This is a genomic window from Paraburkholderia sp. RAU2J, from assembly GCF_003634845.1.
GTDB classification, from domain to species: domain Bacteria; phylum Pseudomonadota; class Gammaproteobacteria; order Burkholderiales; family Burkholderiaceae; genus Paraburkholderia; species Paraburkholderia fynbosensis.
The window spans coordinates 355,210-377,261 of sequence record NZ_RBXG01000002.1 but is presented as its reverse complement, the minus strand read 5'-3'; the positions used below and the strand labels follow the sequence as shown (position 1 = coordinate 377,261).

The 22,052-nt window shown below is 65.2% G+C and carries 19 protein-coding genes; 3 read left to right on the top strand and 16 right to left on the bottom strand.

Annotated features, from left to right (window positions below):
• Positions 1–104: 104 nt before the first annotated feature.
• A complete protein-coding gene (locus B0G69_RS19195) occupies positions 105–1,457 on the top strand; it encodes an aminotransferase class V-fold PLP-dependent enzyme (protein WP_121320097.1) in 1,353 nt (450 codons plus the stop codon).
• Between the two features lie 96 nt (positions 1,458–1,553).
• Here B0G69_RS19195 and B0G69_RS19190 read toward each other — a convergent pair whose 3' ends face one another.
• From B0G69_RS19190 to B0G69_RS19150, 9 genes are all read right to left on the bottom strand, one after another.
• Positions 1,554–2,402, bottom strand: a complete 849-nt coding sequence (locus tag B0G69_RS19190; RefSeq protein ID WP_121320095.1) for an ureidoglycolate lyase — start codon at positions 2,400–2,402, stop codon at positions 1,554–1,556.
• Between the two features lie 53 nt (positions 2,403–2,455).
• The gene (locus B0G69_RS19185; protein ID WP_121320093.1) at positions 2,456–3,199 is read right to left on the bottom strand and encodes an SDR family oxidoreductase; all 744 of its coding nucleotides are present in this window, start codon (positions 3,197–3,199) and stop codon (positions 2,456–2,458) included.
• Positions 3,200–3,250: 51 nt separating this feature from the next.
• The gene (locus B0G69_RS19180) at positions 3,251–4,081 is read right to left on the bottom strand and encodes an amidohydrolase family protein (protein ID WP_121320091.1); all 831 of its coding nucleotides are present in this window, start codon (positions 4,079–4,081) and stop codon (positions 3,251–3,253) included.
• Between the two features lie 7 nt (positions 4,082–4,088).
• On the bottom strand, positions 4,089–5,129 hold the full coding sequence (locus tag B0G69_RS19175; protein WP_121320089.1) for an aldo/keto reductase: 1,041 nt from the start codon (positions 5,127–5,129) through the stop codon (positions 4,089–4,091).
• 100 nt (positions 5,130–5,229) lie between these two features.
• Positions 5,230–6,540: a UxaA family hydrolase gene (locus B0G69_RS19170; protein WP_121320087.1), complete on the bottom strand. Its 1,311-nt coding sequence runs from the start codon at positions 6,538–6,540 to the stop codon at positions 5,230–5,232.
• A 42-nt stretch (positions 6,541–6,582) separates the two neighbouring features.
• Positions 6,583–6,909: a UxaA family hydrolase gene (locus B0G69_RS19165; protein ID WP_121320085.1), complete on the bottom strand. Its 327-nt coding sequence runs from the start codon at positions 6,907–6,909 to the stop codon at positions 6,583–6,585.
• 37 nt (positions 6,910–6,946) lie between these two features.
• Positions 6,947–7,996, bottom strand: coding sequence for an ABC transporter permease (locus B0G69_RS19160; RefSeq protein WP_121320083.1), 1,050 nt, complete (start codon positions 7,994–7,996; stop codon positions 6,947–6,949).
• Positions 7,986–9,506: a sugar ABC transporter ATP-binding protein gene (locus tag B0G69_RS19155; protein WP_241991397.1), complete on the bottom strand. Its 1,521-nt coding sequence runs from the start codon at positions 9,504–9,506 to the stop codon at positions 7,986–7,988. Before B0G69_RS19155 ends, B0G69_RS19160 begins: the two co-directional genes overlap by 11 nt.
• Positions 9,507–9,514: 8 nt before the next feature.
• On the bottom strand, positions 9,515–10,567 hold the full coding sequence (locus tag B0G69_RS19150) for a sugar ABC transporter substrate-binding protein (protein WP_241991396.1): 1,053 nt from the start codon (positions 10,565–10,567) through the stop codon (positions 9,515–9,517).
• 277 nt (positions 10,568–10,844) lie between these two features.
• On the opposite strand from B0G69_RS19150, the gene B0G69_RS19145 reads away from it, so the two are divergent.
• Both B0G69_RS19145 and B0G69_RS19140 read left to right on the top strand, forming a co-directional pair.
• Positions 10,845–11,633, top strand: coding sequence for an IclR family transcriptional regulator (locus tag B0G69_RS19145; protein ID WP_121320079.1), 789 nt, complete (start codon positions 10,845–10,847; stop codon positions 11,631–11,633).
• Between the two features lie 159 nt (positions 11,634–11,792).
• A complete protein-coding gene (locus tag B0G69_RS19140; protein ID WP_121320077.1) occupies positions 11,793–12,338 on the top strand; it encodes a hypothetical protein in 546 nt (181 codons plus the stop codon).
• Between the two features lie 257 nt (positions 12,339–12,595).
• Here the strand turns inward: B0G69_RS19140 and B0G69_RS19135 are convergent, their stop codons facing one another.
• From B0G69_RS19135 to B0G69_RS19105, 7 genes are all read right to left on the bottom strand, one after another.
• Positions 12,596–15,070, bottom strand: coding sequence for a GNAT family N-acetyltransferase (locus B0G69_RS19135; RefSeq protein WP_121320075.1), 2,475 nt, complete (start codon positions 15,068–15,070; stop codon positions 12,596–12,598).
• Positions 15,071–15,254: 184 nt separating this feature from the next.
• On the bottom strand, positions 15,255–16,856 hold the full coding sequence (locus tag B0G69_RS19130; RefSeq protein WP_121320073.1) for a peptide chain release factor 3: 1,602 nt from the start codon (positions 16,854–16,856) through the stop codon (positions 15,255–15,257).
• An 835-nt stretch (positions 16,857–17,691) separates the two neighbouring features.
• Positions 17,692–17,988: an H-NS histone family protein gene (locus B0G69_RS19125; RefSeq protein ID WP_121320071.1), complete on the bottom strand. Its 297-nt coding sequence runs from the start codon at positions 17,986–17,988 to the stop codon at positions 17,692–17,694.
• Positions 17,989–18,145: 157 nt separating this feature from the next.
• Positions 18,146–19,345 carry a serine hydrolase domain-containing protein gene (locus tag B0G69_RS19120; RefSeq protein ID WP_121320069.1) on the bottom strand — a complete coding sequence of 400 codons (1,200 nt, stop codon included), beginning with the start codon at positions 19,343–19,345 and terminating at the stop codon, positions 18,146–18,148.
• Between the two features lie 110 nt (positions 19,346–19,455).
• Positions 19,456–19,659: a hypothetical protein gene (locus tag B0G69_RS19115; protein WP_121320067.1), complete on the bottom strand. Its 204-nt coding sequence runs from the start codon at positions 19,657–19,659 to the stop codon at positions 19,456–19,458.
• Between the two features lie 523 nt (positions 19,660–20,182).
• Complete coding sequence (locus tag B0G69_RS19110) at positions 20,183–20,443, bottom strand: hypothetical protein (protein ID WP_121320065.1); 261 nt, start codon at positions 20,441–20,443, stop codon at positions 20,183–20,185.
• Between the two features lie 86 nt (positions 20,444–20,529).
• Positions 20,530–22,020: a sigma 54-interacting transcriptional regulator gene (locus tag B0G69_RS19105; protein ID WP_121320063.1), complete on the bottom strand. Its 1,491-nt coding sequence runs from the start codon at positions 22,018–22,020 to the stop codon at positions 20,530–20,532.
• Between the last annotated feature and the right edge of the window lie 32 nt (positions 22,021–22,052).

Below are 22,052 nucleotides of genomic sequence, written 5' to 3'. Positions count from 1 at the left end.
ACGCCGAGTTGCGAAAGTCCCGGCCGCGCCCTCGATCCATCTCCGAACGAACTCGTGATCCGCAGACCCGCGCGACACCATCTCTCACCCATTTGAGGAACCCTATGGACGAATTCGCTCTCGCCGCCGACGCGGACCGGCGCGCACACGCTTATCTCGCGGGCATCGGCAAGCGCCGCGTGTTTCCGGACGCGGCCGCGCTCGCGCAGCTCGCCGCCTTCGACGAAGCCTTGCCCCTGCACGGCCACGCGTCCGCCGACGTGCTGCGCCTGCTCGACGAAAGCGGTTCGCCGGCCACGGTGGCGTCGAACGATCCGCGCTATTACGGTTTCGTGATCGGCGCGGTGCTGCCGGCGGCCGCTGCGGCCGAGCGCCTGATGGGTGCGTGGGACCAATGCGCCTCGACCTTCGACAACTCGCCGGCCGCCGCCACGATTGAGAAGATCGCGGCGCGCTGGGTGCTCGACGCGCTCGATCTGCCGCGCGAAGCGGCGATCGGTTTCGGCACCAGTGCGACCGCATGCACGCTCGTTTGCATTGCCGCCGCGCGTCGTGCGCTGCTCGCGCGCAAGGGCTGGGATTTCGATAACGACGGGCTCGACGGCGCGCCGCCGGTGCGCGTCGTCATCTCCGAGATGGCGCATATCACGGTGAAGAAGGCGTTGCGCGTGCTCGGCTTCGGCATGAAGCGCGTGATCGCCGCGCCGGTCGACGAACATGGCCGCATCGATCCGGCCCGTCTGCCGTCCCTCGACGATATGACGATCTTCTGCGTGCAGGCGGGCGAAGTGAACACCGGCGAATTCGACCCGTTCGCCGACCTGATACCGCGCGCCAAGGCGACAGGCGCATGGGTCCACGTGGATGGCGCGTTCGGCTTGTGGGCGCGCGCGTCGTCGCAGCGGGCGCTGACCGAAGGCATCGACGGCGCCGATAGCTGGACCACCGACGGCCACAAATGGCTCAACACGCCTTATGACGGCGCGATGGCAATCTGCCGCGATGCGCAGGCGATGTCCTCGGCGATGAACAGCGACGCGGTCTACCTGAGCGGCGCGCACGACGCGCAGAAGAACTTGACGCTGGAATTCTCGCGCCGTCCGCGTGGCATTCCGATCTGGGCGGCGCTGCGTTCGCTCGGGCGCAGCGGCGTGCAGCAAATGGTCGATCGCCATTGCGCGCAGGCGTCGCGCATCGCCGACGGCCTGCGTGCCGCCGGTTTCGACGTGCTGAATCGCGTCGTGCTGAATCAGGTGCTGGTACGGGCGAAGACCGACGCGCAGACGGTCGCGATTCGTGAAGCGGCCCAGGCATCCGGCGAAACGTGGTTCGGCGGCACGGTCTGGCAAGGGCGGCCCGCATTTCGCATCAGCGTGTCGTCGTGGCGCACGCAAGACGAGCACATCGACCGATTGGTCGAGCTGCTGGCACGGCTGCTTGCTGAGCAACGCGCCTGATCGCGGCTGCACGAACGACGCATGCAAAAAGGCCGTTCCCGCATCACGCGGGAACGGCCCTTTACATCGGCAACGCAATTAAACGAAGCGCGCGAATCAATCCGCCGCGTAAGTCTTCTGCGTCTGCTCGCCGAGACCCTCGATACCCAGGCGGATCGTCTGACCCGGCTTCAGGAACACCGGATTCGGCTTCACGCCCATGCCGACGCCCGGGGGCGTGCCGGTCGAGATCACGTCGCCCGGTTGCAGGCTCATGCACTGCGACACATAGGACACCAGTTTCGCGACGCCGAACACCATCGTCTTGGTGCTGCCGTTCTGGTAACGGTGGCCGTCCACTTCGAGCCACAGGTTCAGGTTTTGCGGATCGGCGACTTCATCGCGCGTGACGACCCACGGGCCGATCGGGCCGAACGTGTCGAAGCCCTTGCCCTTGTCCCACGTGCCGCCGCGTTCGATCTGCCATTCGCGTTCCGACACGTCGTTGATCACGCAATAGCCCGCGACGTAGTCGAGCGCGTTGGCTTCATCGACATATTTCGCCGGCTTGCCGATCACGACGCCCAGTTCGACTTCCCAGTCGGTCTTCTTCGAGCCGCGCGGAATTTCGACGTCGTCGTTCGGGCCGCAAATCGCGCTCGTCCACTTGTTGAAGATGACCGGTTCGGCCGGCACCGGCAGATTCGATTCGGCGGCGTGGTCCGCGTAATTCAGCCCGATGCAGATGAACTTGCCGATTCGCGCGACGCACGGCCCGAGGCGCGGATTGCCTTCGACCACCGGCAGCGAAGCCGGGTCGAGCGCGCGCAGTTTGGCGAGACCTTCATCGGTCAACGCGGCGCCGTCGAGATCGCCGATCACCTTGGACAGATCGCGAATCTTACCTTGCGCATCGAGCAGGCCCGGCTTTTCCTGGCCTTTCGGCCCATAACGAAGCAGTTTCATCGTGGTACTTCCCTTTTACGTTCAGTGATATTCGGTTCGTCAATCAGCGCGCGTCAGTTCGACCAGCCGCCGTCGATCACATGCGCCTGGCCCGTCGTGAACGACGACTCGTCGGACGCGAGATACAGCGCCAACGCCGCGATCTCGTCGGGCTTGCCGACGCGGCCCATCGGCTGACGCGCGACGAACGCCGCGTGCACGGCGTCCACCGTCGTACCTTGCGCCTGAGCCTGCGCCGCGATCCGCTGTTCGAGCGACGGCGAAGACACCGTGCCCGGGCAGATCGCGTTACAGCGTACACCACGCGTCACGAAATCGGCGGCAACGGCCTTGGTCAGTCCGATCACCGCGGCCTTCGACGCGCCATAGGCAAAGCGGTTCGGCACGCCCTTCACGCTCGACGCCGCCGACGACATGTTGATGATCGAGCCGCCGCCTTTCTCGAGCATGCCCGGCAAAAACGCGCGGATCATGCGGTACATCGCCTTCGCGTTCAGGTCGAACGCGAAATCCCAATCCTCTTCGCTGCATTCGAGAATCGAGCCGGCGTGCACGAAGCCTGCGCAGTTGAACAGCACGTCGACCGTGCCGACCTCGGCGGCCAGCGCCTTGATCGCCGCGCCGTCGAGCACGTCGAGCTGACGCGCCTCGACCGGCTTGCCCGCCAATCCGTCGATGCGGATGTCCGTGGCGATCACGCGCGCGCCTTCGCGTGCGAAGAGTTCCGCAGTGGCGAGACCGATGCCTTGTCCTGCCGCGGTGATCAGGGCCGTTTTGCCGGCCAGTCTTTGTGTCATCTACGACTCCATGTGTATGGGCTGCTTGTGTCCTGCTGACTCTTTCAGAAATCAAAGCCGGTAAAACGCGGCGGCGTTCTCGCCGAACACCGCTGCGCGCTCTGCGTCGCTCAACGATGCGAGCAAGGTGGTCGCCACCGAATGCCAGAGCAGATAGTCGCCGTTCAGATCGAGCACCGGCCAGTCGCTGCCCCACATCACCCGCGCCGGGCCGAACGACGCGAGCAGATGTTCGACGTAAGGCCGCAGCGTGTCCTCGGTCCAGCCGGGCGACGCTTCGGTCGCGAGACCCGAGAGTTTGCAGTGAACTTGCGGCAGGCTTGCAAGCCGCGTGATCGCGTCCTTCCACGCCTGGAAGCCCGCCTGGCGATACCGGATCGGCGGCTTCGCGCCGTGATCGACGACGATGCGCAGCGTCGGAAAACGCTTCGCGAAAATTTCGACGTATTCGACGTGACGCGCGTAGATCAGCGCGTCGAACGCGAGGTCGTGCGCGATCAGTGCTTCGATCGCCGGCGCGAGATCGGGGTTCGCGATCCAGCCGTGGTCGGGCAGATCCTGCAGCATCGGCCGCACACCCTTGAACTTGGGCTCGCGCGCAAGCGCTTCGATCAACGCAGGCGCATTCGGCAGCAGCAGCGGCACCCAACCGACCACGCCCGCGATCGACGGCTCGTTGCGCGCGAGGTCCAGCAGGTAGCGCGTTTCGTCGATGGTCGGCGCGGCCTGCACCACCACTGTCCGCTCGATGCCCGCCCGCTCGCGCAAGGGCATGAGATCCGCCGGGCCGAACGGCCGGTATAGAATCTTCAGCTCCGGCGTGAGCCACTCGTAGTCGCCCCGCGCGGGGTCCCAGTAGTGCTGGTGGGCGTCGATCAACATCGTCGAATCAATCCTCTGGCGCGGGTGCGCGCGCGTCGAGCAAGCCTTCGTCGCGCAGCGCGGACCACAGGCCCGCGGGGATCGGCTGCCCGAACGACGCGACGTTCTCACGCAATTCGTCGGCACTGCGCGCGCCGGTCAGCACGGTGGCGACCGCCGGATGCGCATATGGAAACTGCAACGCGGCAGCGGCGAGCGGCACGCCGTGCGCGCGGCACACCGCCTCCAGCCGCGCGACGCGCTCGATCACGTCGGGCGGCGCGTCGCCGTAGTTGAATTTCAGATCGCCCTCGACACCGCGCGCCAGAATGCCCGAGTTGAACGCGCCGCCTAACAGGATACTGACGCCACGTGCTTCGCAGGCGGGCAGCAGGTCGTCGAGCGTGGTCTGTTCGAGGAGCGTATAACGACCCGCGAGCAACGCGCAATCGATATCGAACTCGGCCATCGCGTCGAGGATAACCGCGCCTTCGTTGACGCCGAGCCCGACCGCTTTGATCGCGCCTGTCGAGCGCAACCGGTCCAGCGCGCGGAAGCCGCCGCCTTCGGTCAGTTGCCGCCAGTAACGGGGATGCTGGTCGCCGTGGGTGATGCGGCCAATGTCATGCACCAGCAGAATGTCGATCTCGACGATGCCCATGCGCTGCTGGCTGTCTTCGAACGAACGCATGACGCCGTCGTGCGTGTAGTCGTAGATCGCTTCGAAGGGCAGCGGGTTTTGCCAGCCCTCGCGGTCGTCGAAGGGCGAGGTGCGCGGCACGAAGCGGCGGCCCACTTTGGTCGACAGCACGTAGTCGCTGCGCGGATAACGGCGCAACGCGTCGCCCAGGCGATGCTCGGCCTTGGTGTTGCCGTAATGCGGCGCAGTGTCGAAGTAGCGCACGCCCACCTCCCATGCGGCGGTGATGGTCGCGTGGGCCTCCTCATCGGACAGATCGCGGTACAAGCCGCCGAGCGGCGCCGTGCCGAGACCCAATCCACTCACCTGCAATGTGCCGCGGCCAATGCGGCGCCGCTGGCCGATCTTCGATGCGATCGTTGCCGTCATTGAGCGCGTCTCCTTGTGTCGAGCGGAGTGAGTGCTTCAGCACTCACTCCGGTCTCGTTTCTATTTTTACCATGCGCGGACAGGGTTTGCCCACTGCGTGTCAATGCGGCTCGATCGCGACCACCCGTTGCACGGGCGCCCCACTCGACGGCAAGCAGGCAGGCCCAACCGGATCGAACGTCTTGTAGACCAGAATGAATTCCTGATGCCCGAGCATTTCCGATTTCGACGCCGCACCACGCGCCACCGCGACCGTTTGCTCGAACACTTCGCGGCCGACTTCATCGAGCGTGCCACGGCCTTCGAGAATGCGGCCCGCATCCACATCCATATCGCCGGAAAGATTGCGATAGGTCGCCGGATTCGCGCACACCTTGATGACCGGCGAGATCGCCGAGCCAACCACCGAGCCGCGCCCGGTCGTGAACAGAATCACATGCGCGCCGCACGCGATCAGCTCGCCGATCTCCGCATTGTCGCTGATGTTCGGAAAGCCGAAACGCGGCTCGCCGTCCGGCACGACGTCGAGCAGATAGAGGCCGCCGGTCGGCGGAATGTCGCCGGGTTTGATGATGCCGACTATCGGCGACGCGCCGCTCTTCGCATACGCGCCAAGCGATTTCTCTTCCTGCGTGGTGAGGCCGCCGTCCGCGTTGCCGACCGCAAAGCTGCCGTGTCCGAGAATCGAGTAGTAGCGCGCCGCCTTCGCGACGCACTCGACGATTTCATCACCGAGTTCCGGCCGCGCCGCGCGCGTCTTCATGTGGAACTCGCAGCCCACCAGTTCGCCAGTCTCCTCGAAGATGCAAGCCGCGCCCGCGTCGATCAGATGATCGAACGCGCGGCCCACCGCCGGATTCGCGGTGATGCCGCTCGTGCCATCCGAGCCGCCGCAAATCGTGCCGATTACCAGTTCGCTCGGCGCCATCGGCACTTTGCGTTGCGCGGCGAGTTGCGCGCGCGCACCGCGAATCCAGTCGACGCCGTATTGAATCGTGCTGCGCGTGCCGCCCTTTTCCTGGATCGTCAGGACTTCGACGGGACGGCCGCTCGCGCGCACTACGTCCACGAGATAATGCTTGTTCATGCTCTCGCAACCGAGCGACACGAACAGCACCGCGCCCACGTTCGGATGCGTAGTGAGGCGCTCGAGCATCTTTTCCGCGTACCCGTTCGGATAGCAGCCGGGAAAGCCGATCAGATGCACGGGCGGCTCACGTTCGGCGGACGGGTCGTCGAACGCGTCGAGCGGCTCGCGAAACTGCGCGACGATCTCGCGCGCCACGTGATGCGCGCATTCGACCAGATACGCCACCGCGACCACATTGCGGATGCCCTTGCGGCCGTCACTGCGCAGATAGCCTTGCAGCATCGGTTGCTGCGCGGCGCTTGCCAAGGAAATGTCAGTCATGATGGTTCCAGCGGCGCAACAGGCCGCGTGATGGTGCGCGTGTCAGTGATGGACGAACTCGTGACCCGCGTCGTGCGTATAGGTCGGCAAGTAGTCGCTTTCGAGGTTGTGCGTATGCAGATGCGCGCCGCGCGCCACCGTTTCGGTCACGTGACCGATCACGGCGCCGTAGCGCAGCACCTTGTCGTCTTTCGCGAGCTTATGGCGAGCGACCTTGTGGCCCAGATCGATGGTGCGGGTCAGCGTGACGCGCTCCCCTTCGATGTCCACCTGCGTGCCCGCGTCGAGCCGCGCCGCCGCGATCAGGCAGTTGTCGGCGGGGCTGAGCAAAATCAGGCGCGGATCGGTTGGCAATGGACGGCTGGTCAAGTGAGGTCTCCCGGTGCGGGCGTACAAAGCGTGCGCATTAGTTCTGGCCTTCGCCGCTGGCAAGGCGCGCCACCATCAGCGAGCCGAGAATGATCGCGCCGTAGATCGCCTGAATCCAGAACGACGGCACCTGGGCGAGCGTCAACAGGTTCTGCACGACGCCGAGCAGCAGCACGCCGGAGAGCGCACCGAGCATCGTGCCCTTGCCGCCGTCGAGCGAAATGCCGCCGATCACGGCCGCCGCGAACACCGTGAAGATCATGCCGTTGCCCTGGTTCGCGTTGATCGCGCCGACATAGCCGGTGACGATCAGACCACCAAGCGAGGCCAGAATGCTGCCCAGCACGAACACGCCCCACGTGATGCGCTCGACGCGAATCCCCGCCGCGCGCGCCGCTTCCGGATTACCGCCGATCGCGTACAACGCGCGGCCGAGGCGGTGATAGCGCAACACGAATGCGGCGATCGCGAACGCCGCCGCCGCGAGCCATACCGACAACGGCAAGCCGAACACGATGGTGGTGGCGAGCGTGAAGAACGACGGCGGCATATCGAACAGCGTGCCGCCCTTGGTCGCGCCGACCAGCATGCCGCGCAATACGATCAGCATGGCCAGCGTGACGATGAACGCGTTCAGCCGCAAGCGCACCACGAGAAAGCCGTTGATCAATCCGATCACCGCGCCCACCGCGACGATCGCGACCAAGCCGACCGCCGTCGGCCATTGCGTACCGAAGCCTGCGGACGCCGCCGGCATCACCAGCATCGCCCCCACGGCGGGGGCGATGCCCACGGTCGATTCGAGCGACAAATCGAACTTGCCGGTCAGCACGATCAGCGATTCCGCGAGCACGACGAGCGCGAGTGCCGCCGACGCGCCTAGCACGCTGATCAGATTCGCTTTCGTGAGAAAGCTCGGGCTGACGAACGCGCCGATCACGATCAGCAACGCGAGCGCGGGCAGCAACGCCAGTTCGCGCAGGCGCGCGAGTTCGGAGCGCGCGCGTTTGCCGCGCGAGCCCGCCGCGGCGGATTGCGCCGGCGCTTGCGCCGAAGCGAAGGCGGGGCTGGGCACACTATTCTTCATGGAGACTGACTCCTTCAACAGATGCGATCAGGTCGTGGTCCTGCCAACCCGCGGGAAATTCGGCCGCGACACGGCCACGGAACATGACCAGCACACGGTCACAGGTACGCAGATCGTCGAGCTCGCCGGACACGACCAGCACGGCCTTGCCCTCTTCGCGCACGCGATCCACGACGGAGAGCAACGCCTCTTTCGATTTCACGTCGACGCCCGCAGTGGGGTCGATCAATACGAGCACGTTGGGGTTGGTGGCGAGTGCGCGCGCCATCACCACCTTCTGCTGGTTGCCGCCCGACAGTCCGGACACGACATGGTCCGGACCTTGCGCGACGATGCCGAGCGCGTCGATCATCTTCTGGCCGAACGCGTGCTTCTTCGCGGGCGGCGCGATGCCGAACTTGCCGAGCACGCGCGCGATCGTCATCGATGCGTTTTCCGCGATCGATTGCGTGAGCACGAGGCCTTCGTGATGCCGGTCCTTCGGCACGCAGCCAATGCCGTGCGCCAACGCGGCAGGCACGTCGCCGGGCGGCAATACCTTGCCGTCCACGCTGACCGTGCCGCCTTTGAGCGTGCGCAAGCCGGCGATCGCTTCGGCGACGCTCGTGCGGCCGCTGCTCGTCGCGCCGGTCAGGCCGACCACTTCGCCGCGCTTCACAGTAAACGACACGCCTTCGTAATCGGAGCCGGCCAGTTCGTCGACGCGCAGCGCGATCGCCGTATCGGCGGGCAAGGCGGCACGCGCGGCCGCGTCGGCGACGTTCAGGCCGCCGCGTTCGCCGGTCATCGCTTCGATCAGCTGCTCGCGCGGCAACGCGGACACCGGCGCACTGACGATATGCCGCGCGTCGCGCAGCACCGTCACCGCCTGGCAAATCTCGTAGACCTCCTGAAGATGGTGCGAGATGAAGAGAAAGGTCACGCCTTCACGCTGCAACTCGCTGATGCGCTTGAACAGACGCTTGATCTCGTCGCCGTCGAGCTGCGCGGTGGGCTCGTCGAGGATGATGAAGCGCGCCCCGTACGACAGCGCCCGCGCAATCTCCACCAGCTGCCGCGCTTCCACGCTCAGATCGCCGGCACGCGCGTCTTCGCGCACGTCGATCTTCCAGTGATCGAGCAGTTCGCGCGCGTCGCGGCGCATCGCCTGCCAATCGATCATGCCGCCGCGCACCGGCTGCCGGTTGATGAACAGATTCTCGGCGACGCTCAGGTCGCGAATGATCGTCGAATGCTGATAGACGCACGCGACGCGCTCGCGCCACGCGTCGCGATCCGCGATCGACGGCGCGCTCGCGCCGCCGAACCGCACCTCGCCGGTGTCGGGCTTGCGCAGGCCGGTGAGTATCGACACCAGCGTCGACTTGCCGGCCCCGTTGCGCCCGACGAGCGCATGCGACTCGCCGGCCATCACGCGGATGCTCACGTCTTTCAGCGCGGCCGTCGAGCCGAAGCGTTTGGTGACTTCAAACGCTTCGACGACCGGCACGGATGGCGTCGGTGCGCTCATTTGGCCGCTCATTTGACCGTATTGCCCCACAACGCCTTGTCGTCGACATTCGACTTCGTCACGAGTGGCGCGGGCAACTGGTCTTCGAGCACACCCGGCGCGAGCTGGATGATGTTGCTGCCGTGATCGGTCGGGCCCGGCTTGAAGGTTTGTCCCGCCAACGCGGCCTTGATGTAGAACAGGCCGTACTTCGCATAGGAATCGGCGGGCTGCGAGATGGTCGCGTCGATATCGCCACGACGAATCGCTTCGAATTCCTGCGGAATGCCGTCGTTACTCACGATCACGACGTGCTTCGCATCGCCTGCGGGAAACAGCATCTGCTTGCGCCGCAAGGTTTGCAGCGTCGGCGACAGATAAACGCCGCCCGCCTGCATGTAGATCGCCTTCACGTCCGGATTGGCGGTCAGCAGACTGTCGAGCGCGGTGGCCGCGACGTCGCCCTTCCAGGCCGCCGGAATTTCCAGCAGCGACAAAGCCGGATAACCCTTCAGACACGCGCGGAACGCTTCCGACCGGTCGCGCCCGTTGACCGACGCGAGGTCGCCCATGATCTGCACGACCTTGCCCGACTTCACGTGTTCGCCGATGTATTTGCACGCCTTCTCGCCGTACGCGTGATTGTCGGCTCGCACGACCATCGCGACCTTGCCTTGCGTCGGCGCGACGTCCACGGCGACTACCGGCACGTTCCGGGCCGCGGCGGCGTCGAGTGCGCGGCTGATCGCCGCCGAATCCAGCGGGCCGACCACGATGCCCTTCGAACCGAGGTTCAGCAGGTTGTTCATGTCGGTGATCTGCTGCGCGGGATCGCCGTTCGAATTCACCGGCGCGAGGATGTCGAGGCTCATCTCCTTCGCGTACTTGGGCAGGTAGTTGTTGTACGACTGCCAGAACGGCGACGTGAGCAGCGGCAGACCGAGGCCGATCTTGCCGGCGTCGGCGGCTTGCGCGGCGCCGCTCACGGCGACGCCGGCAGCGCATGCGGCCGCGGCGAGCGTGAAGAGTGAACGGCGAAACAGGCGATGGGCCGCGTGCGGCCTCTGAACGGACGTGGACATGGGGTTGTCTCCTACGATGCGTTTGTTGAACTGCGTGAACCAGTCATGGATGCCGGCACTTCGTCCTGCGCTTTCTTATCGGATGTCTCATCGGATATTGGCGTGCGTTCATTCACCAATGAACGTATTATTCATATACGGACTTTTTGAAGTCAAGGAATCTACGCCGGATCGCGCTCCGTACTTTCCCTGGACGCGCGCCGCCTTGCTCAAGATTCGCCCCGCGCTTACATTCATGCGCCAGATAATGAGAACTGCACACGGAACCTCGCCGACGATGGACGCAGAAGACAAAGACGACGCCGAGCGATACCGGGCCCCCGCGCTCGACAAAGGCCTCGACATCCTCGAACTGCTCGCGGAGCAGAAAGAGGGGCTCACGCGCGCCGAAATCACCAAGCTGCTGGGGCGCAACGCGAGCGAGATGTACCGCATGCTCGAACGCCTCGTCGCACGGCAGTACGTGGTGCGCTCGGCGGCGGGCGACCGCTATTCGCTGAGCCTGAAGCTGTATGCGCTCGCCCACCGTCATCCGCCGATGAACCGGCTGATCTCCGAAGCGCTGCCGTTGATGCAGCGCTTTGCCGACGCTGCCGAACAATCGTGTCACCTCGTGGTGTACGACCGCGGCAATCTGCTGGTGATCGCCCAGGTGGATGGGCCGGGCACGTGGGGCATGTCGGTGCGGCTCGGTTCGCGAGTCGGCTTGATCGATACCGGCTCGGGCCGTGTGATGCTCGCGTTTCAAAGCATCGAGCAGCGTCAGCAGATGCTGGCCGAGCACACCAAGGTGAAGGGCGAGGTGACGATCGACCGCGACGCGCTGGAGCTCGCGTGCGAGCGGATTCGCACGGCGGGTTTTTCGCAGAAGGACAGCCAGCAGACATTCGGCGTCACCGACGTGACGTTTCCGATTCAGGGACCGTCCGGCCAGGCGATCGCCGTGCTGACCTGTCCGTACCTGCGGCGTATCGACGAATACGTGGCGCCGACGCTCGAAGCCGCGACCGTATTGCTGCGCGAGACGGTGCAGGCGCTGTCGATGTTCCGCGAGCACGACGTGTGAGTTGCGTTGAGTTGCTTCGGACCATGCCGGCTTGCGTTGCCGACTCGCGCAATCGTGCCTTGGTCCGTTGAAAATAGACCGCTCGCGCACATGGTTTAGAATGGCGACCCTCTCAAATTACGCCGCATGGGTTCGCCCATGCGCGCTCATCGATAAGCAATGGCGAAACTTCTGACCGATTCCGAATTCCAGCGTTTTTCCGAACTCCAGCAGAAGCAGTCGAGCTTCACGATCACGCCCGAGGAAGCCGACGAACTGCGCGACATCGTCGCTCATGCGCAAAAGCGCCGCGACGACCGCGCCGCGGCGATGCAAAGCATCGAGACGTTCATCCAGCAATTCGACATCAGCCCGGACGAGCTGTTTTCGCCGGAACAGATCGGCGAAGCCGCCCGCACTTACGGCCTGATTCCGGCCGCAAAGAAAGAGCGCGTGCTGCCGCCGTCGTTCACGTTCAACGGCAAGCCGTACCAGTGGACCACGCGCGCGCTGCCGGACGATATTCGTGTGCCGTTGTTCGATGCGTTCAAGGCGGGCCAATCGGTGAAATCGTTCATCGCAACCCTGAAGGATGCGAACCGTTGCGCGGCGACGATCGCGCGTCTCGAGCGTGAAACCGGCGCGGTGTATGCGGATGCGTGGCTGGAAGAGTTGTCGGTGACGCGCACGCAAGTCGACGAAGCCGCGGCGAAGCTGCCGGCTTGAGCTTGCGGTCTGGTTTCATTGCAGTGTGAGAGGCCGTTCGGGCTTCTCGCGGTGTGAGAGCGGTTTGGGTCTTCGAACACGGCCGCTTGTCATTCGTCGTCGTTCGGCCAGCGTCGGAGGTTCGATAGCCTCCGAAGACTGGAAGCATGAGTTCGGGTAAAAACAGTCGTCTGTGCTGCCAGGAATGCGGTCGGTCGAACGTCGGCATTACCGCGAATCGACACAGCTTCGCGTCCCCTCCATCCTCCGAACGCCCGCTACCCCGCCGTCTCCTCCAACGCCATCCGAAACCCCACCACCCCCGGGTCTTCGGTCCGCGTAATCGTGAACCCGCAGCGTTTGGCAAGCGCGATCATCGCGCCGTTTTCGCGCAGCGCCTCGCCGACCAGCCAATGGACGCCGCGCACGCGCGCATAGCGGATGATCCGCTCCATCAGCAATTGACCGAGGCGCCGGCCTTTCTGATCCGAGCGCACGGCGACCGCGAATTCGGCGGTCTCGTTATCGGGGTCGGAGACGGCGCGCACCACCCCTAAGGTCCGCACGAAACCCTCGTCGGACGTCACCGTCGCGATCAGCGCCATTTCGCGGTCGTAGTCGATCTGCGTCATCCGCGCGAGCTGCGAGTGGTCGAAGCTGCCCACTGCGCCGAAAAAGCGCAAACGCAAATCCTCGGGTGTCATCGCTTCGACGAAGTCATGATGCGCGGCCTCGTCTTCCGGACGGATCGGCCGCACCGTCACTCGCAAGCCTTGCCAGTCGAGCGTCTCTTCGAAGCGGCGCGGGTAAGGCACGATCGCGAGGCGGCTTCGTTTGGCGGCGAGGCTCAGCACGGGATCGACCACCGTCACATGGTCGTGATAGACCCTCAACGTCAGCGCCAATGCGACGATCTCCCTGACGTCGCAAACCGCCTGCGAGAGCGCCGTCAGCGCGGTAAGCGCCGGCTCCGGTGCGGCCAGCCGTGCGTAGTGCGAACGCCTGACGATGTCACGCGCAAGCACGGGATTCAGCGGCGGCAGGCCGTAGACGCGTAGCGCCTCGGACACGCCGTCGGCCGAGGGCGCGGTGAAGCGGAACACCGGGCCGAAGTTGTCGTCGTCGTGAAGCTCGATAGCGATGTCGACCACCGGCTTTGCGGACGACCCGGCGCTGTCTTCAGCGCAGTCCGCCGTGGATGTTGTGGCAGATGCTTTGAGCGCTCGTTGCGCGGGCGTCTGCGCAGCGGCGGCATGACCCGCGCTTTCCACCCCGCTCTCCGCCTGCGCTTCGACCTCCAACCCGAAACGCCCGAGAAACCGCGCCGCCGCTTCGCCCTTCCACTCATGCTCGCCCGCGGCCAGCGCGGCGCAAGCCTGCGCCTGAGCCGCGTCGATCGCATCGGGAATCCGCGCGGGCAATCCTTCCGGCGTTTGCATCAGGAGTTCGCGCCCGAGCCGGTAATCGACCAGCCGGGCGAACGCGCGCGCGAGCCGCTGCGGCGTCGTGTGAACCGGAATGCCCTGCGCGTGCAGCGCGTCGCGCGTGGCGGTGTCCAGGCCGCCGAAGAAGCACGCAAGCAAGCCGCGATAGGCGAAGCGCTGATTTTCGATCAGCGCGTGCGCGACTTCACCGACCGGCGCACCGTGCGTCGAGGCATGGACCACGAACGCGGTGCCGGTGCTGCGATGCTCCGCCAGCAGTTTGAGCGCGGCGCCGAAGTGCTCGGGACGCGCGTCGTCGCCGAGTTGCAGCGGATTGCCGCCGACCGCATGCGGGAGCACCTGCTGCAACGCGTCGGAGGCTTCGTCTGGCCACGGCGCGAGCATGCCGCCAGCGGCAGCGAAGGCGTCGCAGGCAAGCGTCGCGAGACCGCGGTCGCTGGTGATCAGCGTCGCCGCGCCACCGGCGGCCACACGGCCGACGCCGAGCGTCTCCACCTCGTCGAGCAGATCGTCGAGCGCATCGACACGCACCATGCCCGCGCGCCGGAACGCGGCGGTGTAGAGCGCGTCGATGGGATCGGCGCGGCCCGAGCGCAGTGCGAGCACCGGCTTGTTGCGCGCCGCCGCCCGCGCCGCCGACATGAACTTGCGCGCCGCGTGCACCGAATCGAGTTCGAGCAGGATGGCGCGGGTGCCGGGGTCGCTGGCGAGATAGTCGAGCACGTCTCCGGCGTCCACATCGGCTTCATCGCCGAGCGCCACCGCGTGGGAAAAACCGAGCCCGCGCGCTTGCGCCCAGCCGAGCACCGCATTGGTCAGTGCATTCGATTGCGACACCCACGCGACGCCGCCCGCCTTGACCGTGCACGACGGCGCGCCGAGATGCGCGCGCAGCGCGGGCGACACCACCCCAAGACTGCCCGGCCCGACAATGCGCAGCAGATGCGGCCGCGCCGCCGACAACGCGTGCCGCAGCGCGAGCCGGTCGTCATCGCTGCGCGCTTCGCCGACGATGATCGCGGCCCGCGTACCGAGCCCGCCGAGCTTGTGGATGATTGCCGGCCACGTGGCGGGCGGCGTGCAGATCAGCGCGACGCTCGGCGCTTGCGGTAAATCGCCGGCGTCGCCGAACACGACATGTTCGCCAAGCGTTTCGTACTTCGGATTGACCGGCCACAGCGGGCCGCCGAAACCGCCTTCCAGCACACGCGCCCACACCATCGCGCCAGTGCTGCCGGGCCGCTCGGAGGCGCCGATCACTGCGACGGATTTCGGACGAAACAAGGCGTCGAGATTGCGTACGGTCACGGGCGCTCCGCGAAAGTGAGGAGGACGCGCCGGCCCGGCGGCTCGGCGCGTGTCTCAGTCAGCATAGGCGAAGTCGCGCGCTTGCGCGGATGTTGGCGTCAAGACCCTGGCATGCGCGTCGAAACAGACAGCAAAAACAAACCGCGTCGTCGACGCGGCTCCTTCATTCATACGCAGCTGGCAATCACATCGACTTCCTGAACGGCGCACCCGAATGCTCGCGCAGTTCGTTGAACACGATCTTCGGCCACGCCTTTTGCGCGACTTCGATTTCGGACACGTGCGAGGCCAGATACGTCGGCGCGTCCGACGCATCGAGCGCGATGCGCGCCGCGTACGAATCGGTGAAGCGGCGCAGTTCGGCGGCGTCGTCGCAGGTCACCCAGCGCGACAGGCGGTAACGCGCCGGCGCCATCCGCACGTCCACCTTGTACTCGGTCGACAGTCGATGCGACACCACCTCGAACTGCAGTTGCCCGACCGCGCCGAGAATCATCAGGCCGCCCACTTCCGGACGGAACACCTGAATCGCACCCTCTTCGCCGAGTTGCTTGAGCGCTTCGCCGAGCTGCTTCGCACGCATCGGATCAACCACTTCGACGGTCTGGAAAATTTCCGGCGCGAAGAACGGCAGGCCGACGAACTGCAACTGCTCGCCTTCGGTCAGCGTATCGCCGAGACTCAGCGTGCCGTGATTCGGAATACCGATGATGTCGCCCGGATACGCTTCGCTCACCGTCTCACGGCGCTGCGACAGGAACGTCACCACGTTATTGGCGCGGAACGTCTTGTTCGAACGCGTGACCTTCACGGCCATGCCACGCTCGAAACGCCCCGAGCACACACGGATGAACGCCACGCGGTCGCGGTGCGCGAGGTCCATGTTCGCCTGCACCTTGAAGACGACGCCGGTGAACTTCGGCTCGTCGGGCAGCACCGGACGCTGCACGGTCATGCGCATCGACGGCGGCGGCGCGAGATCGACCAGCGCGTCGAGAATTTCCTTCACGCCGAAGTTGTTGATCGCCGAGCCGAACAGCACCGGCGACTGCTGGCCGGCCAGGAACTGCTCGCGATCGAAGTCGGGCGTCGCGCCGGTGATCAGATCGATCTCTTCCTTGGCCTTCGTCCAGCTATGGCCGAAACGGCGCTCGCCTTCCTCGTCGCTCAAACCCTGCAGCGTTTCCACCGCGCCGCCCGCCGTATCCTGGCCGGCACGGAACACGCGCACCTGATCGCGCTGGATGTCGTAGACGCCCTGGAATTCCTTGCCCATGCCGATCGGCCAGGTGAACGGCACTGCCGCCACGCCAAGATGCTGTTCGATTTCATCGAGCAGTTCTAGCGGCTCGCGCACCTCGCGGTCGAGCTTGTTGATGAAGGTGACGATCGGCGTCTTGCGGCTGCGGCAGACTTCGAGCAGCTTCAGCGTCTGTGCTTCGACACCGTTCGCGCCGTCGATCACCATCACCGCGGCATCGACCGCGGTCAGCACGCGGTAGGTATCTTCGGAGAAGTCTTCGTGGCCCGGCGTGTCGAGCAGATTGATGACGGCGTCGCCATACTCGAACTGCATCACCGAGCTGGCGACCGAAATGCCGCGCTGCTTTTCGATCTCCATCCAGTCGGACGTCGCGTAGCGATTGCTCTTGCGGCCCTTCACGGTGCCGGCGATCTGAATCGCGCCCGAGAACAGCAGCAGCTTTTCGGTGAGCGTGGTTTTACCCGCGTCCGGGTGGGAAATAACCGCGAACGTGCGGCGGCGTTTGAGTTCGGAGACTGACATCGGGTCTGGCGGTCACGGAAAGGGGGTTCGGGCGGTTCCCGGCAGCCTGTGGCGGCCGGTATGCCGCGCCTTGCGCGGCGGCGTCGGGCTGCGGGAGTTGGGCCGGAACCCGCATCGACTGGCAAACTTCGCCGCGTCGGAAACAGGTCACGAACAGACGTTCGACAATACGGGGATCGCCAGCGCAGAACAGCGCAGGGAACGAATGATACACGCCCGGGCGGGCGCGAGGGGAAACGGGGTCGCCCGCGCCGGTCGGCGCGCGGCCATGCGGCGGGGTGCAGCGGCGACCGATCGGCATACGCCGATGGATCGCGCGCTTCATCTATCTGGCGCAACGGAGCGCGGCGACTCGCAAAGGTGAGAGTTTTCGGGACTTGCGATAGCGAGCGTCGAAGCGCGTCGAAAGGTGATGCTGGACAAACGTGGTTCACGCACCTACGAGGCGAACTTCACAAGAACGCAAAACGCAACGGACCAGCACGAAACCTTGGACATAACGTTCGGGAGAATCCTTCGCATAGCCTGGGAACGCCCGCCAGCAAAGGCTGGCGCGGGTTTTGGAAGGATATGGGGAAGCACCCGGAGGCGTTCGCGGCAGCCGGCGCCGCAAGGTGCGTCACACGACAAAACCTGGCTCACCGAAGCAACGGGCCGTGAGGGATGTCCCGTTGAAAGCGCACTTCCCGTGCTCAGGTTGATGTCAAAGGTGAGCGTTTTCGGGACTCGCGCAGCGGTGCGAATTTCGCCCCGCGCTGCATCACTTCAGACAACTCGCCGCGTCATGCGCGAGCGCGTAACGCCCGGCGAGCAAGACGCCGCGCAGTGGCGCGCATCATAGATCGATCAGAAAGCGCTCGCGATTCTTGCCCGCGAGCCAGGCCGGCGAGCGACCGCGACCGCTCCAGGTCTCACCGGTTTTCGGGTTGCGATATTTGGCCACCGACGCCCCGACCGATTTGCGCGCCGGCTTGGGCTGGCTGGTAAAGCCGAGCTCTTCGGCGGTCAGGTCGTATTCGGCGACCTTCTGCTTGATGTCGGCGATTGCCTGTGCAACTTCCTTTTCGCGGGCCGCTGCGACTTCCTTGTGGAGTTTTTCGAGCTGGGCAGTCAACTGTTTGTACGAGGCCATGGCGGTGCTCCCCCATCTGTTTGAACGAATTGCTGTGCGGACGCCCCGAAGGAAGTCCTCGGGGGGCACACTATCAGACGAATAAAGTGCCGAATAGAGTGGCCCGCAGCCGCGCGCCGTTCCATGCGGAGCGACTCAGTGGCGGCGGCCTCCGCATTCAGTCGTCAATGGCATCGTACACGCGGCGTTCGAAGTCGAGCGCCATCGGGAAGGGTTCGATGGCGCGCCGCTGGATCAGCATGAGCCCGATCAGATTTTCGACCGGATCGGCGAACCAGCTCGTGCCGAACGCGCCCGGCCAGCCGAACGAACCCATCGAGCGATAGCCGAGCGGCAGTTGTTGCGCCGGGTCATCGACGACGGACACGCCGAGGCCGAAGCCCTGCCCCGCCCACAACACATGCCCGAAAGCCGGCAGACGACGCTGGTCGCGGGTCAGAAAGTTGGAGCGCATCAGATCGACCGAGCGATGCGACAGCAGGCGCGTCGACCCGACGCGCCCGCGTGCGAGCAGCAGTTGCGCGAATTGCAGATAGTCCTGCGCCGTCGACACCAGGCCGCCCCCGCCGCTCTGGAAGCGCTCGGGGTTCGCCCAGCGGCTCGTCGACGGATGATCTTCGACCACGCGCCGCCGCGTACCCGGCTCGACGCCATAGGCGACGGCCAGCCGCGCTAGTTGCGCGTCGCGCACCCAGAACGCGGTATCGCGCATGCCGAGCGGTTCGAAAATGCGGGTGCGAAAGAACTCGCCGAGCGGCATGCCGCTCACGCGTTCGATCAGCACGCCGAGCACGTCGGTCGCGATGCCGTAGTGCCAGCGCGAGCCCGGCTGGAACATCAGCGGCAATGCGGCGATGCGGGCGAGCCAGGCACCGCTGTCCGCATGAGCCTCGAAGCCATTGAAAGCGGCCGCGTACGCTTCGGCCAACGGCCCGGTCGCGGTGAAGTGGTACGCGAAGCCCGCGCGATGCGTCAGCAGATCGAGCACGGTGAGCGGCGCTCTGACGAGGTCGGTTTCGTCGAGCGGCCCGGCGGGATCGCGCAGCACGCGCGGCGCGGCCAGTTCGGGTAGCCACAGCGAAATCGGCGTGTCGAGTGCGAGCCGGTCTTCTTCGATCAGCATCAGAATGGCGGCGCTCGTCACCGGCTTGGTCATCGAGGCGATGCGAAACAGCGTGTCGCGTTCCATCGGCAGCTGCGCGGCTTCGTCCCGCCAGCCGAGCGGCTCGAAATAACCGATCTCGCCGCGCCGCCACACCATCGACACCACGCCCGCCACGTCGCCGCGTTCCACATAGCCTCGCAGCGCATTGGTCAAGGCCGTCAGACGGGTCGCGGAAAGTCCTGCTGGTTGCATGCTGGTCCTGGACGAATGGCGCGAAGTGTCGAGCCTTGGCGCTCCCCTTGTCCCCGCAGAAAACGTTACGGGCTTCAATGGGAGACGACGGCTATCCACTGTCGCCGGTATTAGGCTTTTTGCCGACCTTCCAATGCCGAGAGCGCATCATTGAGCCGTTTGATTCGGCTGGCTTGCGCCGGCACGCGGACCGCGTCCGAAACAGAGTCGATCCGGTTGCGCCAATAGGACAGCGGGATACGATCTTCAGCGGAAATATGCGAAATAACGTGTTCCAGATGTTCGATATCTTTTTCAAGCTGATGATGGTTCATTGCTTCCCCGTTTTCTATTGAATTGGTCTTAAAGCATGAATGAAGCAGATAACGTGCCGTCGTTAAGCCAGACGAGCCTAATCGTGAAACGGAAAATCCTTCCCGACTGTCTGCCACGTCAGAAAAGATTCGGAAAAATATGCTTCTTGGTTAAATTCCGAACCATAGGAAAAGGATACTGCTGACAAACCTAATGTTCCGTTAGGTTCCGCACTGACCCTTTCCAATACCCCCATCGGACATTAATTCATATTCCGCGGCGACACTGACGGAAACAATTCCCGAAGCGGCGTATACCGCCCCTAAAATCTGATACGCATACTAACCGCTAATCGGATTCATATTAAACACAGCTGTTTATGACGGCCATGTGCATTTCGCGATGAGCGTGGCGCAAAGAGGTGAATGCTTCCGGCGGGTTGAAGCAGGTGCGCGCGCTCGTTGCCGAACTGCGCGCCGAAGTCGGGGGAAAGTGCGTCGGGTCAAACTCGCCAGCCACGCGCCGGCGTCGAGCGAATGCGCGTTACTTGGCGCGGCACGCGTAGATCAGATTGAGCGTGCCGCTCTCGGTGGACTGGCGGACCACGTCGAACGCGCCGCCGCAACTCGCGGTGGCTTGCTGCGAGCACAAATCGGAGCCGGCCGGGCATTGCACCAGCGTGGTGGCGCGGCCATCCGGCAAGAACAACGGCGCGCTGCTGCTGCACCCGCTCAGCACGGCCATGCCGCCAACCGCCAGCGTGGCGCAGGCCCGGCGCGCGAAGGAGGAGAGAGTGTGCTTCATTTGAAACCCCGGTCACGTCTTGTTTTTTGATCCCGCGATTGTGCCACGGGGCAATTGCGCTGCGTCACCCGGCGGCACGAGACTTTTCAAACTTCGATGCCGTATGCCGCGATCTTTTTATAGAGCGTCGCGCGGCCCATCCCGATCTGGTTCGCGGTGTCGATCACGCGGCCGCCGTTGGCGCGCAAAGCGTCGCTCAGGAAGCGCTTTTCAAATGCGGCCATCGCATCGCTCCAGGAGGCCGGAGCTGGCGCGCCGGCTTCGGCACCCGGCGCTTGTGGCTGCGTCGGCGCGTGCGCGCGGGAGACCGCATCGGGCTCGTTGGAACGCTGGCCCCCGGCCTGGGCCGAGCCGATGAACGGCGCCAGTGTCCGTGCGTCGATCCGCTCGCTGTCAGATAGCATCACGGCCCGCTCCAGCGTATTGCGCAACTCGCGCACGTTGCCTGGCCAGCCATACGAACACAGCAAGCGCAATGCATCGTCCTGCAATTCGAAGTGGCCGCCGCCGCGTGTCTGCGTCGACAGGTCCTCGAGCATCGCGTAAGCCAGCGCTTCGATGTCGGACGCCCGCTCGCGCAAGGGCGGCGCATGGATCGTCAGCACGTTCAGCCGATAGAACAGGTCCGCGCGAAAGCGTCCCGCCGCGACCAGCGCGGGCAGATCGGCCGAGGTGGCCGCGATGATCCGCACGTCGGCGCGCACGATCCGGTTCGAGCCGAGCGGCTCGAATTCCTTGTCCTGCAGCACCCGCAGCAGCTTGCCCTGCAGCGGCAACGGCATATCGCCGATTTCGTCGAGAAACAGCGTGCCGCCGTTCGCGAGCTCGAATTTGCCGACACGCCCCTTGCGGTCCACGCCGGTGTACGCGCCGGGCGCGGCGCCGAAAAACTCGACTTCGAGCAGGGTCTCGGGGATCGCCGCGACGTTGACCGTCACGAGCGGCTGATTCGCGCGCGCCGAGCCGCCGTGAATGGCATGCGCGAGCAGTTCCTTGCCGGTGCCGGTTTCGCCGAGCAGCAGCACCGGCGATTCGAGCTGCGCCGCGCGGCGCGCCTGGCGCTTCACTTCGAGACACGCCGCGCTCGTGCCGACGAAACTGCCGAACGTATAGCGCGCGCGACGCGCCTGCGCGAGCGACTGGCGCGTCGCGATCAGTTCTTCCTGGACGCGCGAGTAGTGGGAAAAGAGCGGCGTGAGCGCCTTCAGCTCGTCGAAGAGCGCAAAGCCGACTGCACCGACCGTCGCACCGGCGTCGTCCTTGAGCGGCAAGCGCGTCACCACCAGCGGTTCACGGTCCGTCTCCATGATGTCGAGCAGGATCGGCTTGCCCGTGTGGACGACCTCGCGCATCAGGCTGTTGGGGATCACCGCTTCGCAATCGCGGCCGATCGCCTGCTGCGGGTCCGAGAAACCGAAGCGCGCCGCGTAACGCTTGTTGATCCAGACGACGCGCGCGTCGGCGTCGACGATGAACGTGCCTTCGCTGAAATTTTCGAACGTGCGAAAGAGCGACTCCATCGCCCGGCGCAGGACGTCGCCGTAGGTTGCAGGCAGGCCCGCCCAGTCATTCATCATGTTGTCGCTGTCTCCGGCTATCGTTTTAATCG

What these genes read in the sequence shown, in the direction of transcription:
- B0G69_RS19190 (WP_121320095.1), bottom strand. Translation starts at nt 2,402, where the DNA reads ATGAAACTGCTTCGTTATGGGCCGAAAGGCCAGGAAAAGCCGGGCCTG.
- B0G69_RS19160 (WP_121320083.1), bottom strand. Translation starts at nt 7,996, where the DNA reads ATGAAGAATAGTGTGCCCAGCCCCGCCTTCGCTTCGGCGCAAGCGCCG.
- B0G69_RS19180 (WP_121320091.1), bottom strand. Translation starts at nt 4,081, where the DNA reads ATGTTGATCGACGCCCACCAGCACTACTGGGACCCCGCGCGGGGCGAC.
- B0G69_RS19125 (WP_121320071.1), bottom strand. Translation starts at nt 17,988, where the DNA reads ATGGCCTCGTACAAACAGTTGACTGCCCAGCTCGAAAAACTCCACAAG.
- B0G69_RS19155 (WP_241991397.1), bottom strand. Translation starts at nt 9,506, where the DNA reads ATGAGCGCACCGACGCCATCCGTGCCGGTCGTCGAAGCGTTTGAAGTC.
- B0G69_RS19105 (WP_121320063.1), bottom strand. Translation starts at nt 22,020, where the DNA reads ATGATGAATGACTGGGCGGGCCTGCCTGCAACCTACGGCGACGTCCTG.
- B0G69_RS19145 (WP_121320079.1), top strand. Translation starts at nt 10,845, where the DNA reads ATGGACGCAGAAGACAAAGACGACGCCGAGCGATACCGGGCCCCCGCG.
- B0G69_RS19130 (WP_121320073.1), bottom strand. Translation starts at nt 16,856, where the DNA reads ATGTCAGTCTCCGAACTCAAACGCCGCCGCACGTTCGCGGTTATTTCC.
- B0G69_RS19110 (WP_121320065.1), bottom strand. Translation starts at nt 20,443, where the DNA reads ATGAAGCACACTCTCTCCTCCTTCGCGCGCCGGGCCTGCGCCACGCTG.
- B0G69_RS19170 (WP_121320087.1), bottom strand. Translation starts at nt 6,540, where the DNA reads ATGACTGACATTTCCTTGGCAAGCGCCGCGCAGCAACCGATGCTGCAA.
- B0G69_RS19115 (WP_121320067.1), bottom strand. Translation starts at nt 19,659, where the DNA reads ATGAACCATCATCAGCTTGAAAAAGATATCGAACATCTGGAACACGTT.
- B0G69_RS19185 (WP_121320093.1), bottom strand. Translation starts at nt 3,199, where the DNA reads ATGACACAAAGACTGGCCGGCAAAACGGCCCTGATCACCGCGGCAGGA.
- B0G69_RS19140 (WP_121320077.1), top strand. Translation starts at nt 11,793, where the DNA reads ATGGCGAAACTTCTGACCGATTCCGAATTCCAGCGTTTTTCCGAACTC.
- B0G69_RS19195 (WP_121320097.1), top strand. Translation starts at nt 105, where the DNA reads ATGGACGAATTCGCTCTCGCCGCCGACGCGGACCGGCGCGCACACGCT.
- B0G69_RS19120 (WP_121320069.1), bottom strand. Translation starts at nt 19,345, where the DNA reads ATGCAACCAGCAGGACTTTCCGCGACCCGTCTGACGGCCTTGACCAAT.
- B0G69_RS19150 (WP_241991396.1), bottom strand. Translation starts at nt 10,567, where the DNA reads ATGTCCACGTCCGTTCAGAGGCCGCACGCGGCCCATCGCCTGTTTCGC.
- B0G69_RS19175 (WP_121320089.1), bottom strand. Translation starts at nt 5,129, where the DNA reads ATGACGGCAACGATCGCATCGAAGATCGGCCAGCGGCGCCGCATTGGC.